This is a genomic window from Sphingomonas sp. URJC2 (genome assembly GCF_059803575.1).
Genome location: NZ_JAPFGX010000016.1, coordinates 39233 through 62390, shown reverse-complemented (window position 1 = coordinate 62390; position 23158 = coordinate 39233). Strand labels below are relative to the sequence as shown.

Genomic DNA, 23158 nt, shown 5'->3' with positions numbered 1-23158 from the left:
CAGGCGAGCGAGCGGGAGATGGAGGAGGCCTGAGGCGCGCGCCTCAGGCCTCCTCCATCTCCCGCTCGCTCGCCTGGCGCGCCCACATTTCGGCATAGAGGCCGCCCATCGCCAGCAGCTGGGCATGGGTGCCGCGCTCCGCCGCCCGGCCCTGATCGAGCACGATGATCTCGTCGGCATCGACGATGGTCGACAGGCGGTGGGCGATGATGACGGTGGTGCGCCGTGCCGACACCTCGCGCAGCGTGCGCTGGATCTCGGCCTCGGTGCGGCTGTCGAGCGCGCTCGTCGCCTCGTCGAGGATCAGGATCGGCGGGTCCTTGAGCAATGTGCGCGCGATCGCGACACGCTGCTTTTCGCCGCCCGACAGCTTCAGCCCGCGCTCGCCGACCATCGCCTGATAGCCGTCGGGCAGCGCCATGATGAAATCATGGATGCGCGCCGCGCGCGCCGCCGCCTCGATCTCCGCCTGGGTCGCGCCTTCGCGGCCATAGCCGATATTGTAGCCGATGGTGTCGTTGAACAGCACCGTATCTTGCGGGACGATGCCGATCGCCGCGCGCAGCGACGCCTGGGTGACGCGGGCAATGTCCTGCCCGTCGATCTGGATGCTGCCGCCGGTGACGTCGTAGAAACGGAACAGCAGCCGCGCGATGGTCGACTTGCCGGCCCCCGACGGGCCGACAATGGCGAGCGTCTTGCCCGGCGGGATCAGGAAGCTGACCCCCTTCAGGATCGGCCGCTCGGGATCATAGGCAAAGCGCACCGAATCGAACTTCACCCGCGCCTCGCTGACCGCGAGCGGCGGGGCCTGGGGCAGGTCGACCACCTCGGGCGGGGTGTCGATCAGCGCGAACATCGCCTCCATGTCGATCAGCCCCTGCCGGATCGTGCGATAGACCATGCCGAGCAGGTCGAGCGGGCGGAACAGCTGGGCGAGCAGCGTGTTGACCAGCACCACGTCACCGACCGAGAACCAGCCGCGCGACCAGCCATAGACCGACCAGGCCATCGCCCCGCCCAGCATCGCATTGGTGATCAGCGACTGGCCGATGTTGAGCAGCGCCAGCGAATTCTCGCTCTTGACCGCGGCATCGGCATAGCGGCGCGCGACGCGGGCATAATAAGCGGCCTCGCGCCCCTCGGCCCCGAAATATTTGACGGTTTCATAGTTGAGCAGCGAATCGACCGACCGGGCGACGGTTGCCGTATCCAGCTCGTTCATCTCCTCGCGCAGCTTGTTGCGCCAGTCGGTGACCTTGCGGGTGAACAGGATATAAGCGACGACCATGGTCAGCGTCGCGGCCACCAGCCCGGGGCCGAAGCGCGTCCAGAAGATGATCGTCACCGCCAGCAGCTCGACGATGGTCGGCGCGATGTTGAACAGCAGGAAATAGAGCATCGTGTCGATGCTCTTGGTGCCGCGTTCGATGACCTTGGTGACCGCACCCGTCCGCCGGCTGAGGTGGAAGCGCAGCGAAAGCCGGTGCAGATGGGAGAACACATGTTCGGCCAGATGCCGGGTCGCGTCCTGACCCACGCGTTCGAACACGGTGTTGCGGATATTGTCGAACACCACCCCGCCCAGCCGCGCGCCCGCATAGGCGATGACCAGCGCCATCGCGAGCGTCGCGGCGGCCCCCGCCGCCCCGCCCGCTCCCGCCCCGCCCGCTCCCGGCTGCATCCGGTCGATGGCCCCGCCATAGAGAAAGCCCATCGAGATCTGCACGCCCTTGGACACGAGGACGAGCGCGAGCGCGATGACCACACGGCGGCGCAGCGCCGGCTGATCGGCGGGCCACAAATAGGGCAGGAAACGGCGGAAGGCGCCCCAGCCTAGGGGAGAATCCGGAGTGCGTCCGGTGTCGTTCGGCATCATCCAGCCCATGTAGGGCGGGGCCGCGGCGAAACCAATGCAACTGCGCCGGGCCGGCCTTCGTTTGGCACATGAAGGAGAGCGACGATGAGTCCGTTCCTCTATGTGATGGCGATCATCGGCTGCGGCGATGACGGGCTCGACTGCCGCCAGGTCAGGACGGTCGAGACGCGCTATGTATCGATGGCGGCCTGCCAGGCGGCGGCCGAGGCGCAGCTGATCGCGCAGAGCGACCTGGATTTTCCCGAAATCGTGGCCAGCTGCACGGCGATCACCAACCGGATCGCCTCGGCCCGGCCGGCGCGGGCCGGCCGGACGCGCTGAACCTGCGCCGCCTGCGGGCGTTGACCGGCTCTGACAGCAAGGAGCCAGGCCGATGACCGACACCGTCCCGATGATCGAAGAGGACGCCCTGCCCGGCGAAGAAGCCGCGCTCGATCCCAGGCCCGACTGGATGCCCCGCTATCCCGGCTCCGGCCGGCTCGCGGGCAAGGTCGCGCTGATCACGGGCGGCGACAGCGGCATCGGCCGCGCCGTCGCCGCGCTGTTCGCGCGCGAGGGCGCGGATGTCGCAATCCTCTATCTGTGCGAGCATTTCGATGCCGAACAGACGGCCCGCATCGTCACCATCGAGGGGCGGCGCGCAATCACCATCGCGGGCGATATCGGTGACCGGGCGACCTGCGTCGCCGCGGTGGAGCGGACCGTCGCCGAACTCGGCCGGCTCGACATTCTGGTCAACAATGCCGGGGAACAGCATCCCGACCGGGACGTGACCGGGATTACCGAGCAGCAGCTGCTGCGGACATTCCAGACCAACATCTTTGGAATGTTCTACATGGTGCAGGCGGCGCGGCCGCACCTGCTGCCCGGATCGGCGATCATCAACTGCACGAGCGTGACGATGTACAAGGGCGCAGCCGAACTGCTGGACTATTCGGCGACCAAGGGGGCGATCACCGCCTTCACGCGGTCGCTGTCGGAAAATCTGGTCGGCGACGGCATCCGCGTCAACGCGGTGGCCCCCGGTCCGATCTGGACGCCGCTGAACCCGATGGGCGGGGCCAGCCCTGAAAAGCTCGCCCATTTCGGGGAGGACCCACCGATGGGCAGGCCCGGTCAGCCGAACGAGGTCGCCCCCAGCTTCCTGTTCCTCGCCTGCGACGATGCCAGCTACATGTCCGGGCAGGTGCTGCACCCCAATGGCGGCATCATCGTCAACGGCTAGCGCATGTTCCGGCCGGGCCGGCGCTGCCGCCGGACCGACAAAAAAAGGGGCGGCCCATGCGGACCGCCCCCCTTCATTCACCCGAGGGTGCCGGGTCAGCCCGACAGCTTCTCGGTCAGTTCCGGCACGACCTTGAACAGATCGCCGACCAGGCCGATGTCCGCGACCTGGAAGATCGGCGCGTCCTCGTCCTTGTTGATGGCGATGATGGTCTTGGAATCCTTCATCCCCGCCAGATGCTGGATCGCGCCCGAAATGCCGACCGCGATATAGACTTCGGGGGCGACGATCTTGCCGGTCTGGCCGACCTGATAGTCGTTGGGGACATAGCCGGCATCGACGGCGGCGCGGCTGGCACCGACCGCGGCACCCAGCTTGTCGGCCAGCGGCTCGATCACGGTCTTGAAGTTTTCGCCATTCTGCAGCGCCCGGCCGCCCGACACGATGATCTTGGCGCTGGTCAGCTCCGGCCGCTCCGACTTGGACAGCTCGGCCGAGACGAACTGCGACAGGCCGGCATCGCCGGGGCCGCCGACGCGGTCGACCGCCGCGCTGCCGCCGCTGCGCTCCGCCTTGGCAAAGGCGGTGCCGCGCACGGTGATCACCTTCTTCGCATCGGCCGACTGGACGGTGGCGATGGCGTTGCCGGCATAGATCGGCCGGGTGAAGGTGTCGGCGCTTTCGACCGACAGGATGTCGGAGATCTGCATGACGTCGAGCAGCGCGGCGACGCGCGGCGCGATGTTCTTGCCGACCGACGTTGCCGGGGCGAGGAAGGCGTCACGGTCGGCCATCAGCTGCACGATCAGCGGCGCGACATTTTCGGCCAGCTGATGGCCATAGGCGGCGTCATCGGCCAGCAGCACCTGGGCAACGCCCGCGACCTGCGCGGCCTGGTTCGCCACCGCTTCGCAGCCCTGACCGGCGACGAGGACATGCACCTCGCCCAGCTTGGCAGCGGCGGTGACGACGGCGAGGGTCGCGTCCTTGAGCGACTGATTGTCGTGATCTGCCAGAACAAGCGTCTTCATGCGACAACTCCCAGGTTCTTCAGCTTGCCGACCAGTTCGTCGACATCGGCGACCTTGGCCCCGGCCTGGCGCTTCGCCGGTTCGGCGACGCTGAGCGTCTTGAGGCGCGGCGCAACATCGACGCCGTAATCGCCGGGCGCCTTGGTGGCGAGCGGCTTGGCCTTGGCCTTCATGATGTTGGGCAGCGAGGCATAGCGCGGCTCGTTCAGCCGCAGGTCGGTGGTGATGATCGCCGGGGTCGCCAGCGACACCGTTTCCAGCCCGCCATCGACTTCGCGGGTGACATGCACCCGGTCGCCGTCAACCTCGACCTTGGACGCGAACGTGCCCTGCGGCCGGCCGAGCAGCGCGGCCAGCATCTGGCCGGTCTGGTTGGAATCGTCGTCGATCGCCTGCTTGCCGAGGATGATCAGGCCCGGCGTCTCTTCGCCCGCGACCTTGGCGAGCAGCTTGGCGACGCCCAGCGGCTCGACCTCGTCGTCGGTCTGGATCAGGATCGCGCGGTCAGCACCCATGGCAAGCGCGGTGCGCAGCGTTTCCTGCGCCTTGGCCGGGCCGATGGACACGACGACGATCTCGGTCGCCGCGCCCTTTTCCTTCAGGCGGATCGCTTCCTCGACGGCGATTTCGTCGAACGGGTTCATCGACATTTTGACATTGGCCAGGTCGACGCCCGAACCGTCGGGCTTCACCCGCGGCTTCACATTGTAATCGATCACCCGCTTGACGGGGACGAGGATCTTCATGGTTCTACCCTCTCTCCACTGGCCGCCCCGTACCCGCCGGGCCGGGGGGCCTCATTCCGGTCAGGCCGCCTTTTCGACCTCGGCGACGATCTTGCGCGCCGCATCGCCCAGATCATTGGCCGGGACGATGGCGAGGCCGCTTTCGGCCAGGATGCGCTTGCCCTCGGCGACATTGGTGCCTTCGAGGCGCACGACGAGCGGCACCTTCAGGTCGACTTCCTTCGCCGCGGCGATGATGCCTTCGGCGATGATGTCGCAGCGCATGATCCCGCCAAAGATGTTGACGAGAATGCCCTTCACCGCCGGATCGCTCAGGATGATCTTGAACGCCGCGGTGACCTTTTCCTTGCTGGCGCCGCCGCCGACATCGAGGAAGTTGGCCGGGAACGCGCCATTGAGCTTGATGATGTCCATCGTCGCCATCGCAAGGCCGGCGCCGTTGACCATGCAGCCGATATTGCCGTCGAGCTTGATGTAGGCGAGGTCGTATTTCGACGCCTCGATCTCCATCGGGTCTTCCTCGGTCAGGTCGCGCAGCTCGGCCAGATCCTTGTGGCGGAACATGGCGTTCGAATCGAACCCGACCTTGGCGTCGAGGACCATCAGCTGGCCCTGTTCGGTGACCGCGAGCGGGTTGATCTCGATCTGCGAGGCATCGGTGCCAAGGAACGCGTCATAGACGCGCGCGGTGACGGTCTGCGCCTGCTTGGCGAGATCGCCGGTCAGGCCGAGCGCCTTGGCGACGGCGCGGCCATGGTGCGGCATCAGCCCGGTCGCGGGATCGATCGCGATGGTCGTGATCTTTTCCGGCGTGTCATGGGCGACGGTTTCGATGTCCATCCCGCCTTCGGTCGACGCGACGATGGCGACCCGGCCGGTGCCACGGTCGACGAGCAAAGCGAGGTAGAATTCCTTCGCGATATCAACGCCGTCGGTCACATACAGGCGATTGACCTGCTTGCCGGCCTCGCCGGTCTGCACGGTGACGAGCGTGTTGCCGAGCATGTCGGCGGCATGGGCGCGCACTTCGTCGAGCGTCTTGGCCAGCCGCACGCCGCCCTTGGCGTCGGGGCCGAGTTCCTTGAACTTGCCCTTGCCGCGGCCGCCGGCATGGATCTGCGCCTTGACGACATAGAGCGGTCCGGGCAGCCGCTCGGCGGCGGCGACCGCTTCGTCGACCGACATGGCCGCATGACCGGCGGGCACCGGCACACCGAACTTTGCGAGCAGTTCCTTGGCTTGGTATTCGTGGATGTTCATCTGCGCACCCTCTTGGTTCGCCCGGCGCTAAAGCATGACCGGAGGGGCTTTGCCAACCCCGTCAGACACCAAGGCCGCACCGGGCGAGCGCCGAGCCGGTGACGGCGAGGATTTCGGGGTCCTTGAGCGCGCGCACCCGGCGCAGGAATTCCCTAGCGGAAAGATCGGCGACCGGCCGGTCGGCAAGCCCGCCGAGCGACCTGAGCTTGAGCAGCTGGCCGATCGACAGCTGATCGACCATCCGCCGCGCCATGCAGGTCGACACCGACGCCGGCAGCCCCGCGGCGGCGAGCGCCGAGGACAGCTGCGATTCGGGGCCGGCGCAGCCCGGGGCGAGCAGCGCCGCCGACAGTGCCAGCGGGGCAAGCGGCCGCAGGACGGGACGGGATGCTTTCAGAGACGAGAGACGCATGACCGGATATATAGCGCGTCGCGGGGGCCGCCGTCACCGGTCGGCATCGGGCGCGACGCAGCGGCCGCAACCCGGAAACTCACATAGATTGGCATTGCCCGCCCCCGCGCCTATATGCACGTCATGTCGTTCCTGATCGGCCCGCTGCTGTTCATCCTGACCGTCGCCGCGATGGAGGGCGTCGCCTATGTCGCCCATCGCTGGATCATGCACGGGCCGGGCTGGTTCCTGCACAAAAGCCATCACCGCCCCCGCACCGGCTTCTGGGAACTCAACGACCTGTATTTCGTGATCTTCGCCGCGCCGTCGATCACGCTGCTGGTCGGCGCGTCGCTCGGCTGGGGGGCATGGGCCGGATGGGTCGGCGCGGGCATTGCCGGCTATGGGGCCATCTATCTCGGCTTTCACGACATCATCGTGCACCGCCGGCTCAACCACCGCTACATCCCTAAATCCGACTATATGAAGCGGATCATCCAGGCGCACCGGCTGCACCATGCGGTCGAGACCAAGGAAGGCACGGTCAGCTTCGGCTTTCTGGTCGCTCCGAAGCCCGAGGATCTGAAGGCCGAACTGGCGCGGCGCGGCCGTGCGGGCGTGCGCGCCCCGGCGCTGGGCGAAGCGCGCGGCTGATCGCCGGCGGGGCGTGGCGCCCCGCCAAAGGCCCGCAAGCCCCAGAAAAATCTAGAGCGGTCGATTTACCGCATTTTCCGAGTCGCCGGGTGATTCAACCCGGCTTGAAAATGCTCTACTCGTCGCGGTCGCTGAACCGCGCGGTCGACAGCTGCGACCACATCCACAGCCCGGTCAGGCCCAGCACCGGCACCACAGCCAGACGGAACAGGTTGGTCGCCGTCTCGTCGAGCCGCAGATCGGTGAACAGATAGACGAGCAGCGACAGCCCCAGCGTCAAATGGCTCCAGCGCAGCCACGCCCTGAGCCGCCGGTCGCTCACCGCTCGGCCTCGCGCGCCTGCCACAAGGCCCGCGCCACCCAGGCGAGCTTGGCGCGCTTGCGCGTGACGACGCGGCGATCGAGCGCCTCGGGCCCGCGCGCGCGCACCTTCCGGGCGATGTCGCCATAGATCCCCGCCGCCGCCAGCACCGCCCAGCGGCTGCGAAACGCCAGCCGCCGCGCGCCGACCCGGGCGCTTGCCTCATAATGCTCGGCGAGCGCGGTCAGCCGCAGCGTCAGCCGCGCGGTCTCGTCGGGGCGGTCGAGCAGCTGGTCGGCGGCCAGCCCGGCCTCGTCCAGCCAGTCCTGCGGCAGGTAGCAGCGCCCGCCGGCCATGTCCTCGCGCACGTCGCGGGCGATATTGGCGAGCTGGAACGCACGGCCAAGGTCGCGCGCGCGCGCCAGCGTCGGCGCATCGCCGGGATCGACCCCCATCACCACCGCCATCATGCAGCCGACCGCACCCGCGACATGGTCGCAATAGCGGATGAGATCGGCCTCGCTGCGCGGCCGCCAGCCCTGCGCGTCAAGCGCGAAGCCGGCGACATGTTCGTCGATATAGGCGCGCGGGATCGCCACTTCGGCAAGCAGCGCGGCAAGGCCGTCAAACGCCGGCTCCCCGGTCGCGCGCCCGGCCAGCGCATCCTCGGTCAGCGCGGTCAGCCGCGCCAGCCGCGCCGCCGGATCGTCGACCGCGCGCAGTTCAAAGCCATGGTCCTGGCCGTCGGCCAGATCGTCGCACGCCCGGCACCAGGCATAGAGCAGCCAGGCCCGGTCGCGGGTCGGCCGGTCGAACAGCCGGCTGGCGAGCGCGAAAGAGCGCGAGCCGCGCGCGATGCTCGCGCCCGCCAGCGCGACCAGCGCGTCGCGTCCGGGCGCTTCAGAGTTCATCCCGGCTCATGCGGAAGATCGTCTGGTGCGGCTGATAGGCCGCCATCCGGTCGAGCAGCTCATCCAGCTCCGCCTCGACGATCAGGATGCCGCGATGCTGCGGCCGGACAAAGCCGATCTCCGCCATATGGGCGTTGAACGCGATCAGATGATCGTAAAAGCCGCGCGCGTTGAGCAGCCCGACCGGCTTTTCATGATAGCCGAGCTGCGCCCAGCTGACCGCTTCCCACAGCTCGTCCTGCGTGCCGACGCCGCCCGGCAGGGTCACGAAGCCGTCGGCCAGATCGGTGAACAGCGCCTTGCGCTCATGCATGGTCTTGACGACGTGCAGCTCGGTCAGCCCCCGGTGCACGACTTCGGCGCGGGTCAGCGCCTCGGGGATCACGCCGATCACTTGGCCGCCCGCGCCCAGCGCCGCATCGGCCACCGCGCCCATCAGCCCCAGCCGGCCGCCGCCATAGACAAGGCCGATGCCGCGCGCGGCAAGCGCCCGGCCGACCTGCCGGGCAAGTTCGAGGTAGAATGGGTCGGCCGGGCTGGCCGACCCGCAATAAACGGCAAGACGCTTCAACACGGGTCCTTTCACCAGCGGGCGGTTACGCGCCCAGATCGTCGAGCATCAGCCCGGCGGTCGCCTTGGCGCTGCCGACGACGCCCGGAATGCCCGCCCCCGGATGGGTGCCCGCGCCGACGAAATACAGGTTGGGGATCACGTCGTCGCGGTTATGGGCGCGGAAATAGGCCGACTGCATCAGGATAGGCTCAAGGCTGAACGCGCTGCCGAGATGGGCGGCGAGATCGGCCTGGAAGTCGGTCGGCGCGTAATGGAAACGCTCGACGATCCGGTCCTTCAGGTCGGGAATGCCCAGCCGGCGCGCGACCTCGTCGAGGATGCGGTCGGCAAAGCGCGGCCCCTCGACATCCCAGTCGATGTCGAGCTTGCCCATGTGCGGCACCGGCGCCAGCACATAGAAGGTCGAGCAGCCCTCAGGGGCCATCGACGGATCGGTCGCGGTCGGGTGGTGCAGATAGAGCGAGAAATCGGGCGCCAGCCGGCCATTCGAATAAATGTCGTCGAGCAGCCCCTTGTAGCGCGGCCCGAACAGGATCGAATGGTGCGGCACCTGCGGAAAGCGGCCGCGCAGCCCGAAATGGACGACGAACAGCGAGGGCGAGAAGCGCTTGCGGCGCAGCCGCCGCGCCGCCTGCGGGCCGCGCGGGCTGTTCTTGAGCAGATCGCCATAGCTGTGGACGAGATCGGCGTTGGAGGCGACCGCATCGGCATCGGTGCGCCAGCCGCTTTTGGTGCGCACGCCGGTCGCGCGGCTGCCATTGGTTTCGATCTCGACCACCGGATCGCCCAGCCGCACCTCGCCGCCCAGCCGTTCGAACAGCTGCACCATGCCCGCGACCAGCCGGTTGGTGCCGCCCATCGCGAACCAGACGCCGCCATCCTTTTCAAGCTTGTGGATCAGGGCATAGACGCCGCTGGTCGCCATCGGATTGCCGCCGACCAGCAGCGTGTGGAACGACAGCGCCTCGCGCAGCTTTTCGTTGCGGACATAGCTCGACACGATCGAATAGACCGAGCGCCACGCCTGATAGCGGGCAAGCGCCGGCGCCGCCTTGAGCATCGAGCGGAAATCGAGGAACGGCACCGCGCCCAGCTTCAGATAGCCCTCGCGGTAGACGCCCGCCGAATAATCGAGGAACCGCTGATAGCCCGCAACATCGGCGGGATCGAGCTTGGCGATCTCGGCGCTCAGCTGCGGTTCGTCGTTCGAATAATCGAAGTTCGTCCCGTCGGGCCAGTTGAGCCGGTAGAACGGAAACACCGGCACCAGCGTCACGTCCTGCGCCATGTCATTGCCGCTCAGCTGCCACAGCTCAGCCAGCGAATCCGGGTCGGTGATGACGGTCGGCCCGCCATCGAAGATGAAGCCCTGACGATCCCAGAAATAGCCGCGCCCGCCGGGCTTGTCGCGCGCTTCGACGATCACCGTGTCGATGCCCGCCGATTGCAGCCGGATGGCCAGCGCAAGACCGCCAAAGCCCGATCCGATCACCACCGCCTTTTTCACGCCCTGTTCCTTATGATGGCCCCGATCGCGCGGGGAATGGGAATGGGAGGATTCCCCGTCAAGATACGCAGCTTGTCGAAAACGGATGTCTCGGCGGCGTAGAATCGCTGGATCAGCGGTTCGGGCAGGCCGTAGAAACGCTGCATCACCCGGTAACGCTCGTCCGGCCGCGCGGCGCGGAACAGCATGGTGTCGAGCAGCCGGTAAAAGCCGCGCCGCCGCCACGCCCGCGCAGCATGGCCATGGGTCAGCCGTTCAAGCGCCGCCGCCGACAGATCGGGCGCACGCGCGATCCGCGCCGCCAGCCGCACCGCATCGGGCAGCGAATAGCCGGTGGTCGCGTGGAACAGCCCGGCGCGCATCCCCGCCTTGGCCATGCCGGTGCCGGTCGACGCCCAATAGGCATCGAAATCGCCGCGCACCACGACCGGCAGCACGCCGGCTTCCTGCCGGTTGGCGGGCGTCACCGCCCAGCCCTTGGCCCGCGCATAATCATGGATCCGCGCCTTGACCGCCTCGACATCAAGATCGGGGCCGTCGGAATAATAGGTGTCCTCGATGAACAGCGTCTGCGGGCCGAAAGGCAGCACATAGACGAAGCGATAGCCGTCAATCTGCTCGACCGTCGCATCCATCACGATCGGCCGCGTCAGCCCGTGCGGTTCGGCGGTGTGCAGTTCCAGCCCGACAAATTTCTGCCACCCCGCGTCGAGCGTGGCGAGATCGCCGGGGCCGCGCGTGTCGATCACCGCCCCTTCGGCCTCTTCAGGCACCGCCGCCACCGTCGAGCCGAGGCGCAGCCGCTCGGCAGGCAGCGCGCGGCGCAGCACCGTGTCGAATTGTTCGGATTCGATCGAGTTGTAGCGGCTGGTCAGCGTCCGGCGGAGTTCGGGGAACAGGACATCATAGCCCTGCCAGCTGTGCGAAATGAACGGTTCGACCAGCCAGCGGTCCTCGGCCGCGACATCGCCGTCGAAAAACGACCAGACATGATTGCCGCCCAGCGTCTCGGCGCGTTCGTGCAGCACGAACGGCACTTCGGGCCGCTTCTGACTGAGCGCATAGGCGATCAGCCCGCCGGCCAGCCCGCCGCCCAGAATGGTGATCGGCCGGGTCACGCCACGCCCTGCCCGGAACGGCGCGGCCATCCCCGTGCAGGGCAAGCTCCCCCGGCACGGGACGCTGTGATCATGGTCTGGGCATGCGGCACATGCCCCCTTAGCGCGGATCGGGGGGCGATTGAAATGGCCCGGCGCGCGCAAATCCAACCTGCATCAATCTGCATGACCGGCGGTGCAGGCTGCGCTATAGCCGCGCCGCGATGACTGGTCTGCTGCTTGCCGCCCTGATGATGACGCTGATCGTCGGCCTGCGCTATCTGGCCGTCAGCGGGGCGTTTGCGCTCGTCACCCGCCGCATCCGCCCCGGCCTTTATGCCGGGCTGGATCCGCAGATTCGCCGCGAGATTTCATGGTCGCTGCTGTCGGCGGCGATCTACGGCGTGCCCGCCGGGCTGATGGCCTGGTCGTGGCAGACGCTCGGCTGGACGCGCATCTATACCGATATCAACGCCTATCCGCTGTGGTGGCTGCCCGTCTCGGTGCTCGCCTATCTGTTCGCCCATGACAGCTGGTTCTACTGGACCCACCGGCTGATGCACCGGCCGCGCTGGTTCCGCATCGCCCATGCCGTGCATCATGACAGCCGCCCGCCCACCGCCTGGGCGGCGATGAGCTTTCATCCCGTGGAGGCGCTGACCGGCGCGGTCGTCATTCCTTCACTGGTTTTCCTTATTCCCATCCATGTGTCGATGCTGGGCGTGGTGCTCGGCATCATGACGCTGATGGGCGTGACCAATCACATGGGCTGGGAGATTTTCCCCCGCGCCCTTGTGCATGGGCCGGCCGGGCGCTGGCTGATCACGGCCAGCCACCATCAGCGGCATCACGAGCAGTACAGGTGCAATTATGGGCTTTATTTTCGCGTCTGGGACCGGCTGTGCGGAACCGATCAGGGCTTGGGGGATCTGGACGCGTCGGCTCGCGCTCGCGCTGAGCGCAGGGCTGCTGGTCGGGGCGGCAAGCCCGGCCACGCTTGACCTGACGATCGCCGGCGTGCGTTCCACCAAGGGGACGCTGCGCCTGTGCATCACCCGCGATCCGGCCAATTTTCCGCGCTGCGTCGACGATCAGCGGGCGATCACGCGCAATGTGCCGGCGGGCGCGCCGCGGCTGGCGCTGACCGGGCTGGCGACCGGCGACTGGGCGGTCGCGCTGATCCATGACGAAAACGACAATCGCAAGCTCGATACCTTTGCCGGCATCCCGCGCGAAGGCTTTGCCTTTTCGCGCAACCCGCCGCTCGGCTTTGGCGCGCCGCGCTTCGACGCCGCGCGCTTTCCGGTGACCGGCGAGGCCGCCCAGACGCTCAGGATGCGCTATCTGCTCTGATGCCGCCGGCCCGCGCCGCGCGGGCTTGCATCGCAGGCGCTGTGCGCCAACATGACGCCGCCCGGGCAGCACGCGATCACGCCCGGTCCGGCAACCTGCGGCGGGGGCGCGGCGTTGCCGGCGGATCAACTGCCAGGGATCATCCATGTCCGCCCCTTTTGCGCCCACCCCTTTTGCCGCTTGCCGGCCCTGCCCGCGTCCGTCCGCGTCGACCGCCCGCCGCGCCGCGCTGCTGCTGGCGGCACTGGCGACCGGCGCGCCCGCCCTGGCCGTGCAGGACAGCGGACCGCCCGCCAATGCCGCCCCGCCCCGCGACGATTATGCGCTGACCTTCGGGCTCGGCGCGGCGGTCAACCCCAGCTATGCCGGCTCCAACGACTATCAGGTCAATCCGGGCGGCATCATCCGTGGCCGCGTCGCGGGCTTTGCGTTCCAGACCCAGGGGCTGGGGCTGCTCGTCGACCTGATCCGCGACGGATCGGGCGCGCTCGACGTGCAGGCGGGGCCGGTGGTCGCGCTCAATCCCAACCGCGTGAACCGGATTCAGGACCGGCGCGTCGCCGCGCTGGGCGAACTGGATCTGGCGGTCGAGGTCGGCGGCTATCTGGGCCTGTCAAAGACCGGCATCGTCACCAGCCCCTATGACAGCCTGACGATGACCGTCGTGGTGCGCCGCGACGTCACCGGCACGCATGACAGCCATGTCATCGAACCCCGGATCACCTATGCGACCCCGCTCGACCGGCGCACGCTGGTCGCGCTGTCGGTCGACACGACGATCGTCGGCCAAGGCTTTGCCCGCACCTATTTCGGCGTCACGCCGCAGGGCGCGGCAGCGAGCGGCCTTGCCGCTTATGATCTGGGCGGCGGCGTGCAGGATGTCGGGCTGAACCTGATCGGCGTGCGCAGCCTGGGCCGCGACGTGCGCCGGGGCTGGGCGCTGTTCGGAATTGCCGGCTTTTCCCGCATCCTCGGCGATTTCGCGCGGTCGCCGGTGGTGGGCGATGCCGGCAGCCCCAATCAGTTCTTCAGCGCGATGGGCCTTGCCTATAGTTTCTGATCCGGCGCTTTCCGGCGGAACACCGCTTGTTGCAGCGAAACGAACGCTCTACATCCGCGCGTCAAGACATGCGCGGAGCACATGATGTATAAATGGTCGCTATTTACTTGTGCAATACTTGTAGCCGCCAGCCCGGCCGCCGCGCAGCTGGGCAATGACCGCAATGCGCTGACCATCGGCATCGGCGCGGGCGCGATCCCGTCTTATGAAGGGTCGAACGACTATCGGCTGATCCCCGCCCCGGTGCTGCGCGGCCGCGTGGCCGGATTCGGCTTCAACACCGTGCGCACGCACCTTTATGTCGATGCCTGGCGCGACGGCGCGGGCAAGGTCGATTTCCAGATCGGGCCGGTGATCGGCGTCAATCCCAACCGCACCGGCCAGATCGGCGACCGCAGGGTCGAGGCGCTGGGCGAGCTGGACCTGGCGATCGAGGCCGGCGGCTATGTCGGCGTGACCAAGACCGGGCTGGCGACGCCGTTCGATTCGCTCAGCCTCACGGTGTCCTATCAGAAGGACATCTCCGATACCCATGACAGCCATGTGATCCGCCCGCAGATCGCCTATATCCGGCCGCTCAACCTCAAGACCGCGCTGCGCGTGACGGCGGGCGGCGAGATTGTCGGCAGCGGCTATGCCCGCACCTATTTCGGCATCGATGCGGCGGGCGCGGCGGCCAGCGGCCTTGCCCGCTATCAGCTGGACGGCGGCCTCAAGGACGTGAACATCGGTGTCGGCGTCAGCCATGCGCTGACCGGCACGCTGCTGAAGGGCTGGTCGGTGTTCGGCCAGGCCAGCTATGCCCGCGTGCTCGGCGATTTCGCCGACAGCCCGGTGGTGCGGGTGGCTGGCAATCCCAACACCTTTGCGGCGGCACTGGGCATCGCCTACAGCTTCTGACCGGTTCCGGCCCCGCGCCCGGCGCGCGGGGCCGGACCCCACTGGCATATTGCACGCAAAGCCCCTAAGCATGGGGCATCCCCGGGGGAACGCTGCACCGGCGTTTGAGAGGCGGGCACGAGCCCGCGACCCGCTGAACCTGATCCGGCTGACACCGGCGGAGGGAGGGAGTGACCGGGCGCTGCACAGGCGCCAGCCGCTCCTATCTCCCCGTTTTTCGAGGACGAAAGAGCGCATCATGGCTGACATTCCCGCCCGCACCGAGCTGAAGGTCACGACCGGCCCCATCCGGGGCAGCCGCAAGATCCATGTCGGCCCGCTCAAGGTCGCGATGCGCGAGATCGTGCTGGAACCGTCGTCGGGCGAGCCGCCGCTGCGCGTCTATGACACCTCCGGCCCCTATACCGATCCCGATGCGCGCATCGACATCATGGCCGGCCTGCCCGAGCTGCGGCGCGACTGGATCCGCGGGCGCGGCGATGTCGAGGAGGTGCCCCAGCGCGAGGTGCGGCCCGAGGACAATGGCCAGCTTGGCCCCGACCGGTCGGGCGGCGTCGCCCCCTTCCCCCATGTCCGCAAGCAGGTGCTGCGCGCGCGGCAGGGGCAGAATGTCACCCAGATGCATTATGCCCGGCGCGGCATCATCACGCCCGAAATGGAATATGTCGCCGAGCGCGAAAATCTCGGCCGGGCGCGGCTGAAGGAGCAGCTGGCGCGCGACGGCGAGGATTTCGGTGCCGCCATCCCCGATTTCGTGACGCCCGAATTCGTCCGCGACGAAGTGGCGCGCGGGCGGGCGATCATCCCGGCCAACATCAACCATCCCGAAATCGAGCCGATGGCGATCGGGCGCAATTTCCTGGTCAAGATCAACGCCAATATCGGCAATTCCGCCGTCGCGTCGGACGTGGCGAGCGAGGTCGACAAGATGGTGTGGGCGATCCGCTGGGGCGCCGACACCGTCATGGACCTGTCGACCGGGCGCAACATCCACGACACGCGCGAATGGATCCTGCGCAACGCGCCGGTGCCGATCGGCACCGTGCCCATCTATCAGGCGCTCGAGAAAGTGGGCGGCATCGCCGAGGATCTGACCTGGGAGATTTTCCGCGACACGCTGATCGAACAGGCCGAACAGGGCGTCGATTATTTCACCATCCATGCCGGGGTGCGGCTGCCCTATATCCCGATGACGGCGAAGCGCGTGACCGGGATCGTGTCGCGCGGCGGCTCGATCATGGCCAAATGGTGCCTCGCCCATCACCGCGAATCCTTCCTCTATGAGCGGTTCGACGAGATTTGCGAGATCATGAAGGCCTATGACGTCAGCTTCTCGCTGGGCGACGGACTGCGGCCGGGATCGATCGCCGATGCCAATGACGAGGCGCAGTTCGCCGAGCTTTACACGCTGGGCGAGCTGACCAAGCGCGCATGGGCGCATGACTGCCAGGTGATGATCGAAGGGCCGGGCCATGTGCCGATGCACAAGGTCAAAGCCAACATGGACAAGCAGTTGGAAGCGTGCGGCGAAGCGCCCTTCTACACGCTCGGGCCGCTGACCACCGACATCGCGCCGGGCTATGACCATATCACCAGCGCCATCGGCGCGGCGATGATCGGCTGGTTCGGCACGGCGATGCTCTGCTATGTCACGCCCAAGGAGCATCTGGGCCTGCCCGACCGCGACGATGTGAAGGTGGGTGTCGTCACCTACAAGCTCGCCGCCCATGCCGCCGATCTCGCCAAGGGCCATCCGGCGGCTAAGCTGCGCGACGACGCGCTAAGCCGGGCGCGGTTCGAGTTTCGCTGGCGCGACCAGTTCAACCTGTCGCTCGATCCCGACACGGCGGAGCAGTATCACGACCAGACCCTGCCCGCCGAAGGGGCCAAGACCGCGCATTTCTGTTCAATGTGCGGGCCGAAATTCTGTTCGATGAAGATCACCCAGGAGGTGCGCGAGTTTGCCGGGCGGCAGAACCAGCAGGCCGACGCGTTCCTCGCCGCGACCGAAGCCCCCGCCGATCCGGCAGCGGCCGAGGCGGGGATGCAGGAAATGAGCGCCCGCTACCGCGAAGGCGGCGATCTTTACGTCCCGGCGGAGTAAGCGCTGAACGCGGAACGGGGCGCGGATAGGAGCGCAGGCCGGGGTGGCGGCTGAGGTTGGCGGCAATCTCCGCTTAAGCCTTTCCCGCTACGGTTTGCGCCTCGCCAACGGCCCGAGGTGTGCCGCATGACGTTCAGCTTTTCCGATTTCGCCGGGGCCGTCAGGGCCGAGGGCGAGGTCAGCGCCGAACAGGTGCTGGCCGCGCGCCGCTGGGCCTGGGCCGACGGGGTGATCACCCCGGACGAAGCGGATACGATCTTCGAGCTCAACCATCTGGTCAGCCGGCCGACCGCCGACTGGACCGATTTCTTCGTCGAGGCGCTGACCGAATATCTGGTCAATGGCGTCGCGCCGCGCGGCCATGTCAGCGACGACAATGCCCGCTGGCTGATCGACCATGCCAGCCGCGACGGCCGGGTCGAAAGCCATGCCGAGCTGGAACTGATCGTCCGCGTGCTCGAAAAAGCCGAGACCGCGCCCGAGGCGCTCAGGACCTTCGCCCTCGCCCAGATCGAGCGCGAAGTGCTGACCGGCGAGGGGCCGACCCGGCGCGGCGACGCGCTGCGGCCGGGCATGATCACTGATACCGAGGTGGCGCTGCTGCGCCAGCTGCTCTTTGCCGGCGGCAGCGCCCATGGCACGATGATCAGCCATGACGAAGCCGAGACGCTGTGGGCGATCAAGGACGCGACGCTGGGCGCGGCCAATGCCCTGGGCTGGCAGACGCTGTTCGTGCAGGCGGTGGCGCGGCACCTGACCGGCCATGGCGGGCGCGGCAACGTCACCCGCGCCGATGCCGCGCGGCTGGACGCGTTCATGGCCGACACCCGGCCGGGGATTGGCGGCTTTCTGGGCCGCATGGCCCGCGCGCTGGGGGAACGCCCGGACTTCCGGTCAGCCGCGATGTTCGAACAGGATCATGCCGCCGCCGCCGCCCAGGCACAGGCGGTGACGGCCGCCGAAGCCCAGTGGCTGCGCACGCGCATGGACGCTGACGGCCAGCTCGACCCGCTCGAACAGGCGTTGCTCGACTTCCTCGCCGAGGACTAAGGCAGGGCGCGGCCGGTCAGGCCATGGTCGCAACCAGCGCGCCCCGGCCCCGCGCCCGCGCTTTCCAGACCTGTTCGTGGAAGAAGAACGCGACCGCGTTCACGCACGGTTCGATCAGCGCGATCCCGCCGGCAATCTCGACCGAGCCGGTGAGCAGATAGGCGACCGAAAAGCCGATCGTCAGATGCAGCGCGAGATAGGTCAGCGTCTTGATGAGATCGAGCGGCATGGCGACAGTCCCTGTTGAGCGCCCCCAGTTAAGACCGATTCGCAACAAGCGCCAATCAGGATCGCGCGTCACAGTCATCGATCCGGACGATCAGCACGGCCTTTCGCGGCCTGCCTGAGCTTACCGGCCTGACCCGCTTCAGCCATCCAGCGTCCGCGCCAGCGTCGCGCAGGCGGCGAACAGCCGGTCGCGCGCATCGCTGCCGAGCATTTCGCACAGCAGCCCGTCAAAGGCGAGCCGCCGCCGCGCACCGGCGGCATCGATCATCACCAGGAGCGTCGCTTCGTCATGCGACAGCACCGAACAGCAGGGCGGCGAGATCGCGAACGGCTCCGGCCAGCAGCTGCGCACCGTTTCCAGCAACAGATGCAGCGCCCGCGCCGCCTGTGCGCACCCCAGCCGTTCATGCGCGACCTGCAACGGGCAGCGCCGCATATGGCGGGCCAGCACCCAGCGGCGGACCGCACCGGCAATGGCGACCTGCGCGGGCGTCAGCTGGTCAAGACGGGGAAGGGCGAGCTGGAGGCGTTGGTCGAGCATGGACGAAGCATGTCATGCCGCTTTATTGCGATCAAGTCGCATTAGCAGATAAATTACCGGGCCGGTCGGTCGGTCAGGCTTCGGGCCGCGCCGCCCAATAATCAAAGGCTTGACCTTGCAGCCGGGCGACGAGCGCGCGCGCCGCCGGCCCTGTCCAGTCGCCATCATGCCCCATCATCAGCGCGCGTCCGCCGGCCCACCAGCCCTGGCCGGGCAGCCCGTCCGATTCGCGCACCACCAGCACGGCCAGTTCCGGCTCGCCCCGCCCCGCCGCCTCGGCATCGATCGCATCGAGCGTGCGGCACAGGCTGCGCATCAGCGGGCGGGTGAAACGATGGCCAAGCTGGCCAAGCAGCCCGGCATAGCTGACCGCCGCGCGCGCCCGCGCCGCCGCGATCAGCAGCGCGCGAACGCGGTCACGGTCGGCAACGGCGGACACCGGCGCGTGCGCGAAGTCGATGCTGTCGGTCACCGGTCGATTGTGGCGCGTCCCGCCGCACCGCTCAACGCCGTTCAGCGCAGGATCATCGACGGGCACGCAGGATTGGCACTCGTCCCCGGCAGGAGCCACAGCATCATGCGTTTGTCCGGATTAAGCCTCGCCCTCGCCGCGCTGATCGGGCTGGGCGGCTGCGCAACCCTTGGCGATGGCGGCTATGTCGGCACCGAATGGGGGCCGACCCGCTATGCCCCCGGCCCGGTCGCCTGGGGTGCGCCATGGTTCGGCCCGCCCGGCGGCCAATGGGTCGGTGCATGGGGCGGCGGCTGGGGCGATCCATTCCATGCCGGCTGGGGTGCCGGGCCCGGCTGGGGCAACCGCTGGGGCGGCTGGTATGGTCCCGGCCAAGGGCCGTGGCTGTTCGATCGCGATGGCCGGCGTTACCGGACGCCGCGCGAACGCGCCTTCGAGATTGAGCGCCGGCGCGACCGGCGCGAATTCCGGGCTGACCGGGCGCTTGACCGGCGCGACTATCGCGCGGACCGCCGCGCCGACCGCAATGCCTATCGCAGCGGCACGGTCAGCCGCGGCGAATATCGCGCCGAACGCCGGCAGGACCGGCGCGAATATCGGGTGGAGCGCTGGCGCGACCGCGCCGACTATCGGCAGGACCGGCGCGAGGATCGCCGCGATTTCAGGCGGGGCCAACCCGGCCGGCGGCGCTAGGGCGGGCGTCCCCCGCGCCAGCGCCCCGGCGCGGCTTATTTACGCCCGGCCTTCCACGCGCGCACCGCCTGCATCGCGCCCTTGATATGGCCGAGCGGTTCCGCCGCCGTATAGGCGAACAGGATCCGGCCATCGGGCGCGATCACATAGGAGGTGCGGTTGCTCATCGCCACGCCGGGGGCGAGCGCGACGTCATAGCTTTTGATGACCGCCGGGGTCGCGCTGGCGACCGCGAATTTGCTGCGGCATTCCTCGACCGAAAAGCGCTTGAGCGTCTCGATATCGTCGGCCGACATGCCGATCACCGTCGCGCCGAGCTTGGCAAACTCCGGCGTCGCCTCGGCGAATTCATGCGCCTCGATCGTGCAGCCCGAGGTGAAGGCCTTGGGGTAGAAATACAGGACCACCGGGCCCTTTTTGAGCGCATTGCCGAGCGCAAAGGAAAACGCCTTGCCGGCAAGCGCACCCTGTGCGGAGAAATCGGGCGCACGCGCCCCGGGGGCGAGCGCTGCCATTGCAGGGGCGGCGGAGAGGGCGAGTGCGGCGCCCAGAAGGCGGGCGGCACGCAGGTAAGCGCTACGGGGGCGAAGCATCGGGCGTCTCCTCGGATTGCGGGGCGCCCTTTCCATAAGCGCCCCGTCAGCCCGACGCCAGCATCAGCGGGCCACCCAGCCGATGATGAAGTAAAGAACGGCGATTTCGATGCCGAGCGCCAGCAGCATGATGACTGCGGCAATGCGCACGATCAGCGGATCGATGCCGGTCGCGCGGGCGAGGCCGCCGCACACGCCCATCATCTTGGCATTGGCGCGGTCGAGACGGAAAGCAGACATGGTCGGTTCCTTATGAACGACGGGGCCGATGATCAGGCGACAAACGCCACATTGGCCGGGCCGACCGCGGCGACGACGAAGAAAGCGGCAACCGCCAGCGCACCGACGACCGACACCAGCGATTCACGGACAGACGAAAAACCCGACATGATCATTCTCCCTTGGCGATGCCGACGGGACCGTCCCGCCAGCGACACCAAAGAGAATGCATGGGCCGTGCCAAGTCATAAAAAGCCCGGAAAACCGGGCTTTTCATTCCGATCCGGGTCAGCGGGCTCGCAAAATACGCCAAATCGACAGCGCCAAGCGCCGGATGTTGGCGGTTTCCGCGATCAGGCGAGGGTGTCGATGATGTGCGCGAGATCGACGTCGCGCTGCGACAGCCCGCCCGCGTCGTGCGTGGTCAGCAGAATGTCGACCCGGTTCCACACATTCGACCATTCGGGGTGATGATCGGCCTTTTCGGCGGCCAGCGCCACGCGGGTCATGAACGCAAAGGCTTCGGAGAAATCGGCGAACAGGAACCGCCGCGTCAGCGCATCGCGTGCCTCGTCAAAATCCCACTCGCCCAGCCGGTCGAGCGCGGCCGCGCGCTGCGCTTCATCGAGCTGTTCGACCATTGCTTGTCCCTTCATGCCTGTTTCCCCTATGTCGCCTTCATGGGATCGCCACGTCAACGGCCGGAAACATATGCGCCCGACGCTGCGACCATCGAGGCGCTGGCGCGCGCGACGCTCGCCGGCCTGCCCGACACCTTCCGCGTTCATCTGCAGGCGGTGGTCGTGCAGGTGCATGACTGGCCGGACGAGGCGCTGCTGGCAGAGATGGCGATCGACGATCCGCTCGACCTGACCGGCGTCTATCTGGGCCAGCCGGTCGGGGACAAGCATAATGGCGCGATCGCCGCCCTGCCCGACATGATCCAGCTGTTCCGGATGCCGATGCTGTTCGAATGGGCCGAAACCGGGGTCGCGCTCGAACATCTCGTCGCGCATGTGACGATCCATGAAATCGGCCATCATTTCGGGCTGTCGGATGCCGATATGGCCGCGCTCGAGGATGCCGCGCTGGAGGATGGGGCCTGACCGCGCTTACCCTTGACCGGCTGGCCTGCCGCCGGGGCGGGCGGCTGCTATTCACCGGCCTGTCGCTCGATCTGCGCGCCGGGCAGGCGATCCGCATCAGCGGCGCGAACGGCACCGGCAAATCCAGCCTGTTGCGGGTGGCGGCCGGGCTGCTCGCGCCCTTTGGCGGCACGGTGGTGCGGCAGGGCCGGGTTGCGCTGGCCGACGAGGCGCTGGCGCTCGACCGCGATCTGCCGCTGGCCGAGGCGCTGGGCTTCTGGGCGCGGCTCGACGGGCGGGCGGCGCGGCTTGGCCCCGCGCTGGCGGCGCTGGGGCTGGAGGCGCTGGCCCCGGTGCCGGTGCGGATGCTGTCGACCGGGCAGCGCAAGCGCGCCGTGCTGGCCCGCGCGGTGCTGAGCGCCGCGCCGATCTGGCTGCTCGACGAACCGACCAACGGGCTGGACGCCGACGCCATCGCCCTGCTGGAGCGCGCCTGCGCGACGCATCTGGAGGCGGGCGGGCTGATCCTTGCCGCCACGCATCAGCCACTTTCCCTGCCGGGGGCGGCGACGCTTGACCTCACCCCCTTTGCCGAGGCCGCGCGCGCCCGGACGATGGCGGAGGATGACGATGATTGAGATCATCCGCCGCGACCTTGGCCTTGCCTGGCGCAGCGGCGGCGCGGGGCTGCCGCTTGCCTTTTTCCTGTTGAGCGCGACGCTGTTCGCCTTTGCGATCGGGCCGGATGCCGCGCTGCTCGCGCGGACCGGGCCGGGGCTGGCCTGGCTGGCAGCGCTGCTCGCCGCGCTGCTGCCGCTCGACCGGCTGATCGAGCCGGACCGGCTGGGCGGCGTGCTCGACCAGCTGGCGCTGCGCGGCCATGCCGATGAAGCGGTGGCGGCGGCCAAGCTGATCGCCCATTGGCTGAGCTTCGGCCCGCCGCTGATGCTCGCTTTGCTGCCGGCGGCGGCATTGCTGTCGATCGACGGGCCGGCGCTGCTGCGGCTCGAACTGGCGCTGGCGCTCGGCACCCCGGCGCTGGCGGCACTGGGGCTGACGGTCGCGGCGCTGACCGCCGGGCTGCGCGGCACCGGGGCGCTGGGCGGGCTGCTGATGCTGCCGCTGGCGGTGCCGGTGCTGATCTTCGGCGCGGGGGCGGTGGCGGACGGGTCCGGCTCGGCGCTCAGGCTGCTCGGCGCGGTATCGCTGCTGCTGACGGCAGGCGCGCCCTTTGCCGCCGGCGCGGCGCTGCGCGCGGCGCGGGAGTAGGTGGGGAGTTGTTTG

At 68.3% G+C, this 23158-nt stretch carries 29 protein-coding genes and 1 riboswitch; of the genes, 13 read left to right on the top strand and 16 right to left on the bottom strand.

Annotation, left to right across the window (positions count from 1 at the left end):
- Positions 1 to 43 precede the first annotated feature (43 nt).
- On the bottom strand, positions 44 to 1876 hold the full coding sequence (locus tag OPU66_RS08140; protein ID WP_498553126.1) for an ABCB family ABC transporter ATP-binding protein/permease: 1833 nt from the start codon (positions 1874 to 1876) through the stop codon (positions 44 to 46).
- 87 nt (positions 1877 to 1963) lie between these two features.
- Between OPU66_RS08140 and OPU66_RS08135 the strand changes: the two genes are divergently transcribed.
- Together OPU66_RS08135 and OPU66_RS08130 are read left to right on the top strand one after the other, a co-directional pair.
- A complete protein-coding gene (locus tag OPU66_RS08135; protein WP_498553121.1) occupies positions 1964 to 2200 on the top strand; it encodes a hypothetical protein in 237 nt (78 codons plus the stop codon).
- A 52-nt stretch (positions 2201 to 2252) separates the two neighbouring features.
- A complete protein-coding gene (locus OPU66_RS08130) occupies positions 2253 to 3104 on the top strand; it encodes an SDR family oxidoreductase (RefSeq protein WP_498553120.1) in 852 nt (283 codons plus the stop codon).
- A 95-nt stretch (positions 3105 to 3199) separates the two neighbouring features.
- On the opposite strand, the gene OPU66_RS08125 is transcribed toward OPU66_RS08130, so the two are convergent.
- The 4 genes from OPU66_RS08125 to OPU66_RS08110 all read right to left on the bottom strand — a co-directional run bounded on the left by OPU66_RS08125 (position 3200) and on the right by OPU66_RS08110 (position 6553).
- The gene (locus OPU66_RS08125; RefSeq protein WP_498553119.1) at positions 3200 to 4135 is read right to left on the bottom strand and encodes an electron transfer flavoprotein subunit alpha/FixB family protein; all 936 of its coding nucleotides are present in this window, start codon (positions 4133 to 4135) and stop codon (positions 3200 to 3202) included.
- The gene (locus OPU66_RS08120; protein ID WP_498553118.1) at positions 4132 to 4881 is read right to left on the bottom strand and encodes an electron transfer flavoprotein subunit beta/FixA family protein; all 750 of its coding nucleotides are present in this window, start codon (positions 4879 to 4881) and stop codon (positions 4132 to 4134) included. Before OPU66_RS08120 ends, OPU66_RS08125 begins: the two co-directional genes overlap by 4 nt.
- A 60-nt stretch (positions 4882 to 4941) precedes the next feature.
- Positions 4942 to 6141, bottom strand: coding sequence for an ADP-forming succinate--CoA ligase subunit beta (gene sucC / locus OPU66_RS08115; RefSeq protein ID WP_498553117.1), 1200 nt, complete (start codon positions 6139 to 6141; stop codon positions 4942 to 4944).
- A 61-nt stretch (positions 6142 to 6202) separates the two neighbouring features.
- On the bottom strand, positions 6203 to 6553 hold the full coding sequence (locus OPU66_RS08110) for a hypothetical protein (RefSeq protein ID WP_498553116.1): 351 nt from the start codon (positions 6551 to 6553) through the stop codon (positions 6203 to 6205).
- Positions 6554 to 6676: 123 nt separating this feature from the next.
- Here OPU66_RS08110 and OPU66_RS08105 point away from each other — a divergent pair, with 123 nt between their 5' ends.
- Positions 6677 to 7186 carry a sterol desaturase family protein gene (locus OPU66_RS08105; protein WP_498553125.1) on the top strand — a complete coding sequence of 170 codons (510 nt, stop codon included), beginning with the start codon at positions 6677 to 6679 and terminating at the stop codon, positions 7184 to 7186.
- 115 nt (positions 7187 to 7301) lie between these two features.
- Here the strand turns inward: OPU66_RS08105 and OPU66_RS08100 are convergent, their stop codons facing one another.
- Genes OPU66_RS08100 through crtY form a run of 5 tightly spaced genes read right to left on the bottom strand, consistent with a single transcriptional unit; the run spans position 7302 to position 11627 of the window.
- The gene (locus tag OPU66_RS08100; protein WP_498553115.1) at positions 7302 to 7508 is read right to left on the bottom strand and encodes a hypothetical protein; all 207 of its coding nucleotides are present in this window, start codon (positions 7506 to 7508) and stop codon (positions 7302 to 7304) included.
- The gene (locus OPU66_RS08095; protein WP_498553114.1) at positions 7505 to 8398 is read right to left on the bottom strand and encodes a phytoene/squalene synthase family protein; all 894 of its coding nucleotides are present in this window, start codon (positions 8396 to 8398) and stop codon (positions 7505 to 7507) included. Before OPU66_RS08095 ends, OPU66_RS08100 begins: the two co-directional genes overlap by 4 nt.
- Complete coding sequence (locus OPU66_RS08090) at positions 8388 to 8969, bottom strand: LOG family protein (RefSeq protein ID WP_498553113.1); 582 nt, start codon at positions 8967 to 8969, stop codon at positions 8388 to 8390. The genes OPU66_RS08095 and OPU66_RS08090 overlap by 11 nt, the downstream gene beginning before the upstream one ends.
- Positions 8970 to 8994: 25 nt before the next feature.
- Positions 8995 to 10479, bottom strand: coding sequence for a phytoene desaturase (locus OPU66_RS08085; protein ID WP_498553112.1), 1485 nt, complete (start codon positions 10477 to 10479; stop codon positions 8995 to 8997).
- The gene (gene crtY / locus OPU66_RS08080) at positions 10476 to 11627 is read right to left on the bottom strand and encodes a lycopene beta-cyclase CrtY (RefSeq protein WP_498553111.1); all 1152 of its coding nucleotides are present in this window, start codon (positions 11625 to 11627) and stop codon (positions 10476 to 10478) included. The genes OPU66_RS08085 and crtY overlap by 4 nt, the downstream gene beginning before the upstream one ends.
- Before the next feature lie 173 nt (positions 11628 to 11800).
- Between crtY and OPU66_RS08075 the strand changes: the two genes are divergently transcribed.
- The 6 genes from OPU66_RS08075 to OPU66_RS08050 all read left to right on the top strand — a co-directional run bounded on the left by OPU66_RS08075 (position 11801) and on the right by OPU66_RS08050 (position 18043).
- Positions 11801 to 12577, top strand: a complete 777-nt coding sequence (locus tag OPU66_RS08075) for a sterol desaturase family protein (RefSeq protein ID WP_498553110.1) — start codon at positions 11801 to 11803, stop codon at positions 12575 to 12577.
- A 16-nt stretch (positions 12578 to 12593) separates the two neighbouring features.
- Positions 12594 to 12929: a DUF2141 domain-containing protein gene (locus OPU66_RS08070; protein ID WP_498553109.1), complete on the top strand. Its 336-nt coding sequence runs from the start codon at positions 12594 to 12596 to the stop codon at positions 12927 to 12929.
- Positions 12930 to 13074: 145 nt separating this feature from the next.
- Complete coding sequence (locus OPU66_RS08065; RefSeq protein WP_498553108.1) at positions 13075 to 13989, top strand: MipA/OmpV family protein; 915 nt, start codon at positions 13075 to 13077, stop codon at positions 13987 to 13989.
- A gap of 81 nt (positions 13990 to 14070) precedes the next feature.
- Complete coding sequence (locus OPU66_RS08060; RefSeq protein ID WP_498553107.1) at positions 14071 to 14889, top strand: MipA/OmpV family protein; 819 nt, start codon at positions 14071 to 14073, stop codon at positions 14887 to 14889.
- Positions 14890 to 14967: 78 nt separating this feature from the next.
- A riboswitch (TPP riboswitch) is annotated at positions 14968 to 15059 on the top strand.
- Between the two features lie 68 nt (positions 15060 to 15127).
- The gene (thiC, locus tag OPU66_RS08055) at positions 15128 to 16993 is read left to right on the top strand and encodes a phosphomethylpyrimidine synthase ThiC (RefSeq protein WP_498553105.1); all 1866 of its coding nucleotides are present in this window, start codon (positions 15128 to 15130) and stop codon (positions 16991 to 16993) included.
- Between the two features lie 126 nt (positions 16994 to 17119).
- On the top strand, positions 17120 to 18043 hold the full coding sequence (locus OPU66_RS08050) for a hypothetical protein (protein WP_498553104.1): 924 nt from the start codon (positions 17120 to 17122) through the stop codon (positions 18041 to 18043).
- Between the two features lie 16 nt (positions 18044 to 18059).
- Here the strand turns inward: OPU66_RS08050 and OPU66_RS08045 are convergent, their stop codons facing one another.
- The 3 genes from OPU66_RS08045 to OPU66_RS08035 form a co-directional block, all read right to left on the bottom strand.
- Positions 18060 to 18272, bottom strand: a complete 213-nt coding sequence (locus OPU66_RS08045; protein ID WP_498553103.1) for a DUF2061 domain-containing protein — start codon at positions 18270 to 18272, stop codon at positions 18060 to 18062.
- Between the two features lie 138 nt (positions 18273 to 18410).
- Entirely contained in the window at positions 18411 to 18812 is a 402-nt protein-coding gene (locus tag OPU66_RS08040) for an addiction module antidote protein (RefSeq protein WP_498553102.1), read from the bottom strand.
- 73 nt (positions 18813 to 18885) lie between these two features.
- Positions 18886 to 19284, bottom strand: a complete 399-nt coding sequence (locus tag OPU66_RS08035) for a ribose-phosphate pyrophosphokinase (protein WP_498553101.1) — start codon at positions 19282 to 19284, stop codon at positions 18886 to 18888.
- A gap of 105 nt (positions 19285 to 19389) precedes the next feature.
- On the opposite strand from OPU66_RS08035, the gene OPU66_RS08030 reads away from it, so the two are divergent.
- Entirely contained in the window at positions 19390 to 19977 is a 588-nt protein-coding gene (locus OPU66_RS08030; protein WP_498553100.1) for a hypothetical protein, read from the top strand.
- 35 nt (positions 19978 to 20012) lie between these two features.
- Here the strand turns inward: OPU66_RS08030 and OPU66_RS08025 are convergent, their stop codons facing one another.
- From OPU66_RS08025 to OPU66_RS08015, 3 genes are all read right to left on the bottom strand, one after another.
- A complete protein-coding gene (locus OPU66_RS08025) occupies positions 20013 to 20570 on the bottom strand; it encodes a peroxiredoxin (RefSeq protein WP_498553099.1) in 558 nt (185 codons plus the stop codon).
- A 63-nt stretch (positions 20571 to 20633) separates the two neighbouring features.
- The gene (locus OPU66_RS08020) at positions 20634 to 20810 is read right to left on the bottom strand and encodes a PspC domain-containing protein (RefSeq protein WP_498553098.1); all 177 of its coding nucleotides are present in this window, start codon (positions 20808 to 20810) and stop codon (positions 20634 to 20636) included.
- Between the two features lie 332 nt (positions 20811 to 21142).
- On the bottom strand, positions 21143 to 21430 hold the full coding sequence (locus tag OPU66_RS08015; protein WP_498553124.1) for a 4a-hydroxytetrahydrobiopterin dehydratase: 288 nt from the start codon (positions 21428 to 21430) through the stop codon (positions 21143 to 21145).
- 39 nt (positions 21431 to 21469) lie between these two features.
- Here OPU66_RS08015 and OPU66_RS08010 point away from each other — a divergent pair, with 39 nt between their 5' ends.
- The 3 genes from OPU66_RS08010 to OPU66_RS08000 are packed head-to-tail and all read left to right on the top strand — an operon-like array spanning position 21470 to position 23143.
- Positions 21470 to 21895, top strand: a complete 426-nt coding sequence (locus tag OPU66_RS08010; protein ID WP_498553097.1) for a metallopeptidase family protein — start codon at positions 21470 to 21472, stop codon at positions 21893 to 21895.
- The gene (gene ccmA / locus OPU66_RS08005; protein ID WP_498553123.1) at positions 21892 to 22512 is read left to right on the top strand and encodes a heme ABC exporter ATP-binding protein CcmA; all 621 of its coding nucleotides are present in this window, start codon (positions 21892 to 21894) and stop codon (positions 22510 to 22512) included. The genes OPU66_RS08010 and ccmA overlap by 4 nt, the downstream gene beginning before the upstream one ends.
- Positions 22499 to 23143: a heme exporter protein CcmB gene (locus tag OPU66_RS08000; RefSeq protein ID WP_498553096.1), complete on the top strand. Its 645-nt coding sequence runs from the start codon at positions 22499 to 22501 to the stop codon at positions 23141 to 23143. Before ccmA ends, OPU66_RS08000 begins: the two co-directional genes overlap by 14 nt.
- Positions 23144 to 23158 lie beyond the last annotated feature (15 nt).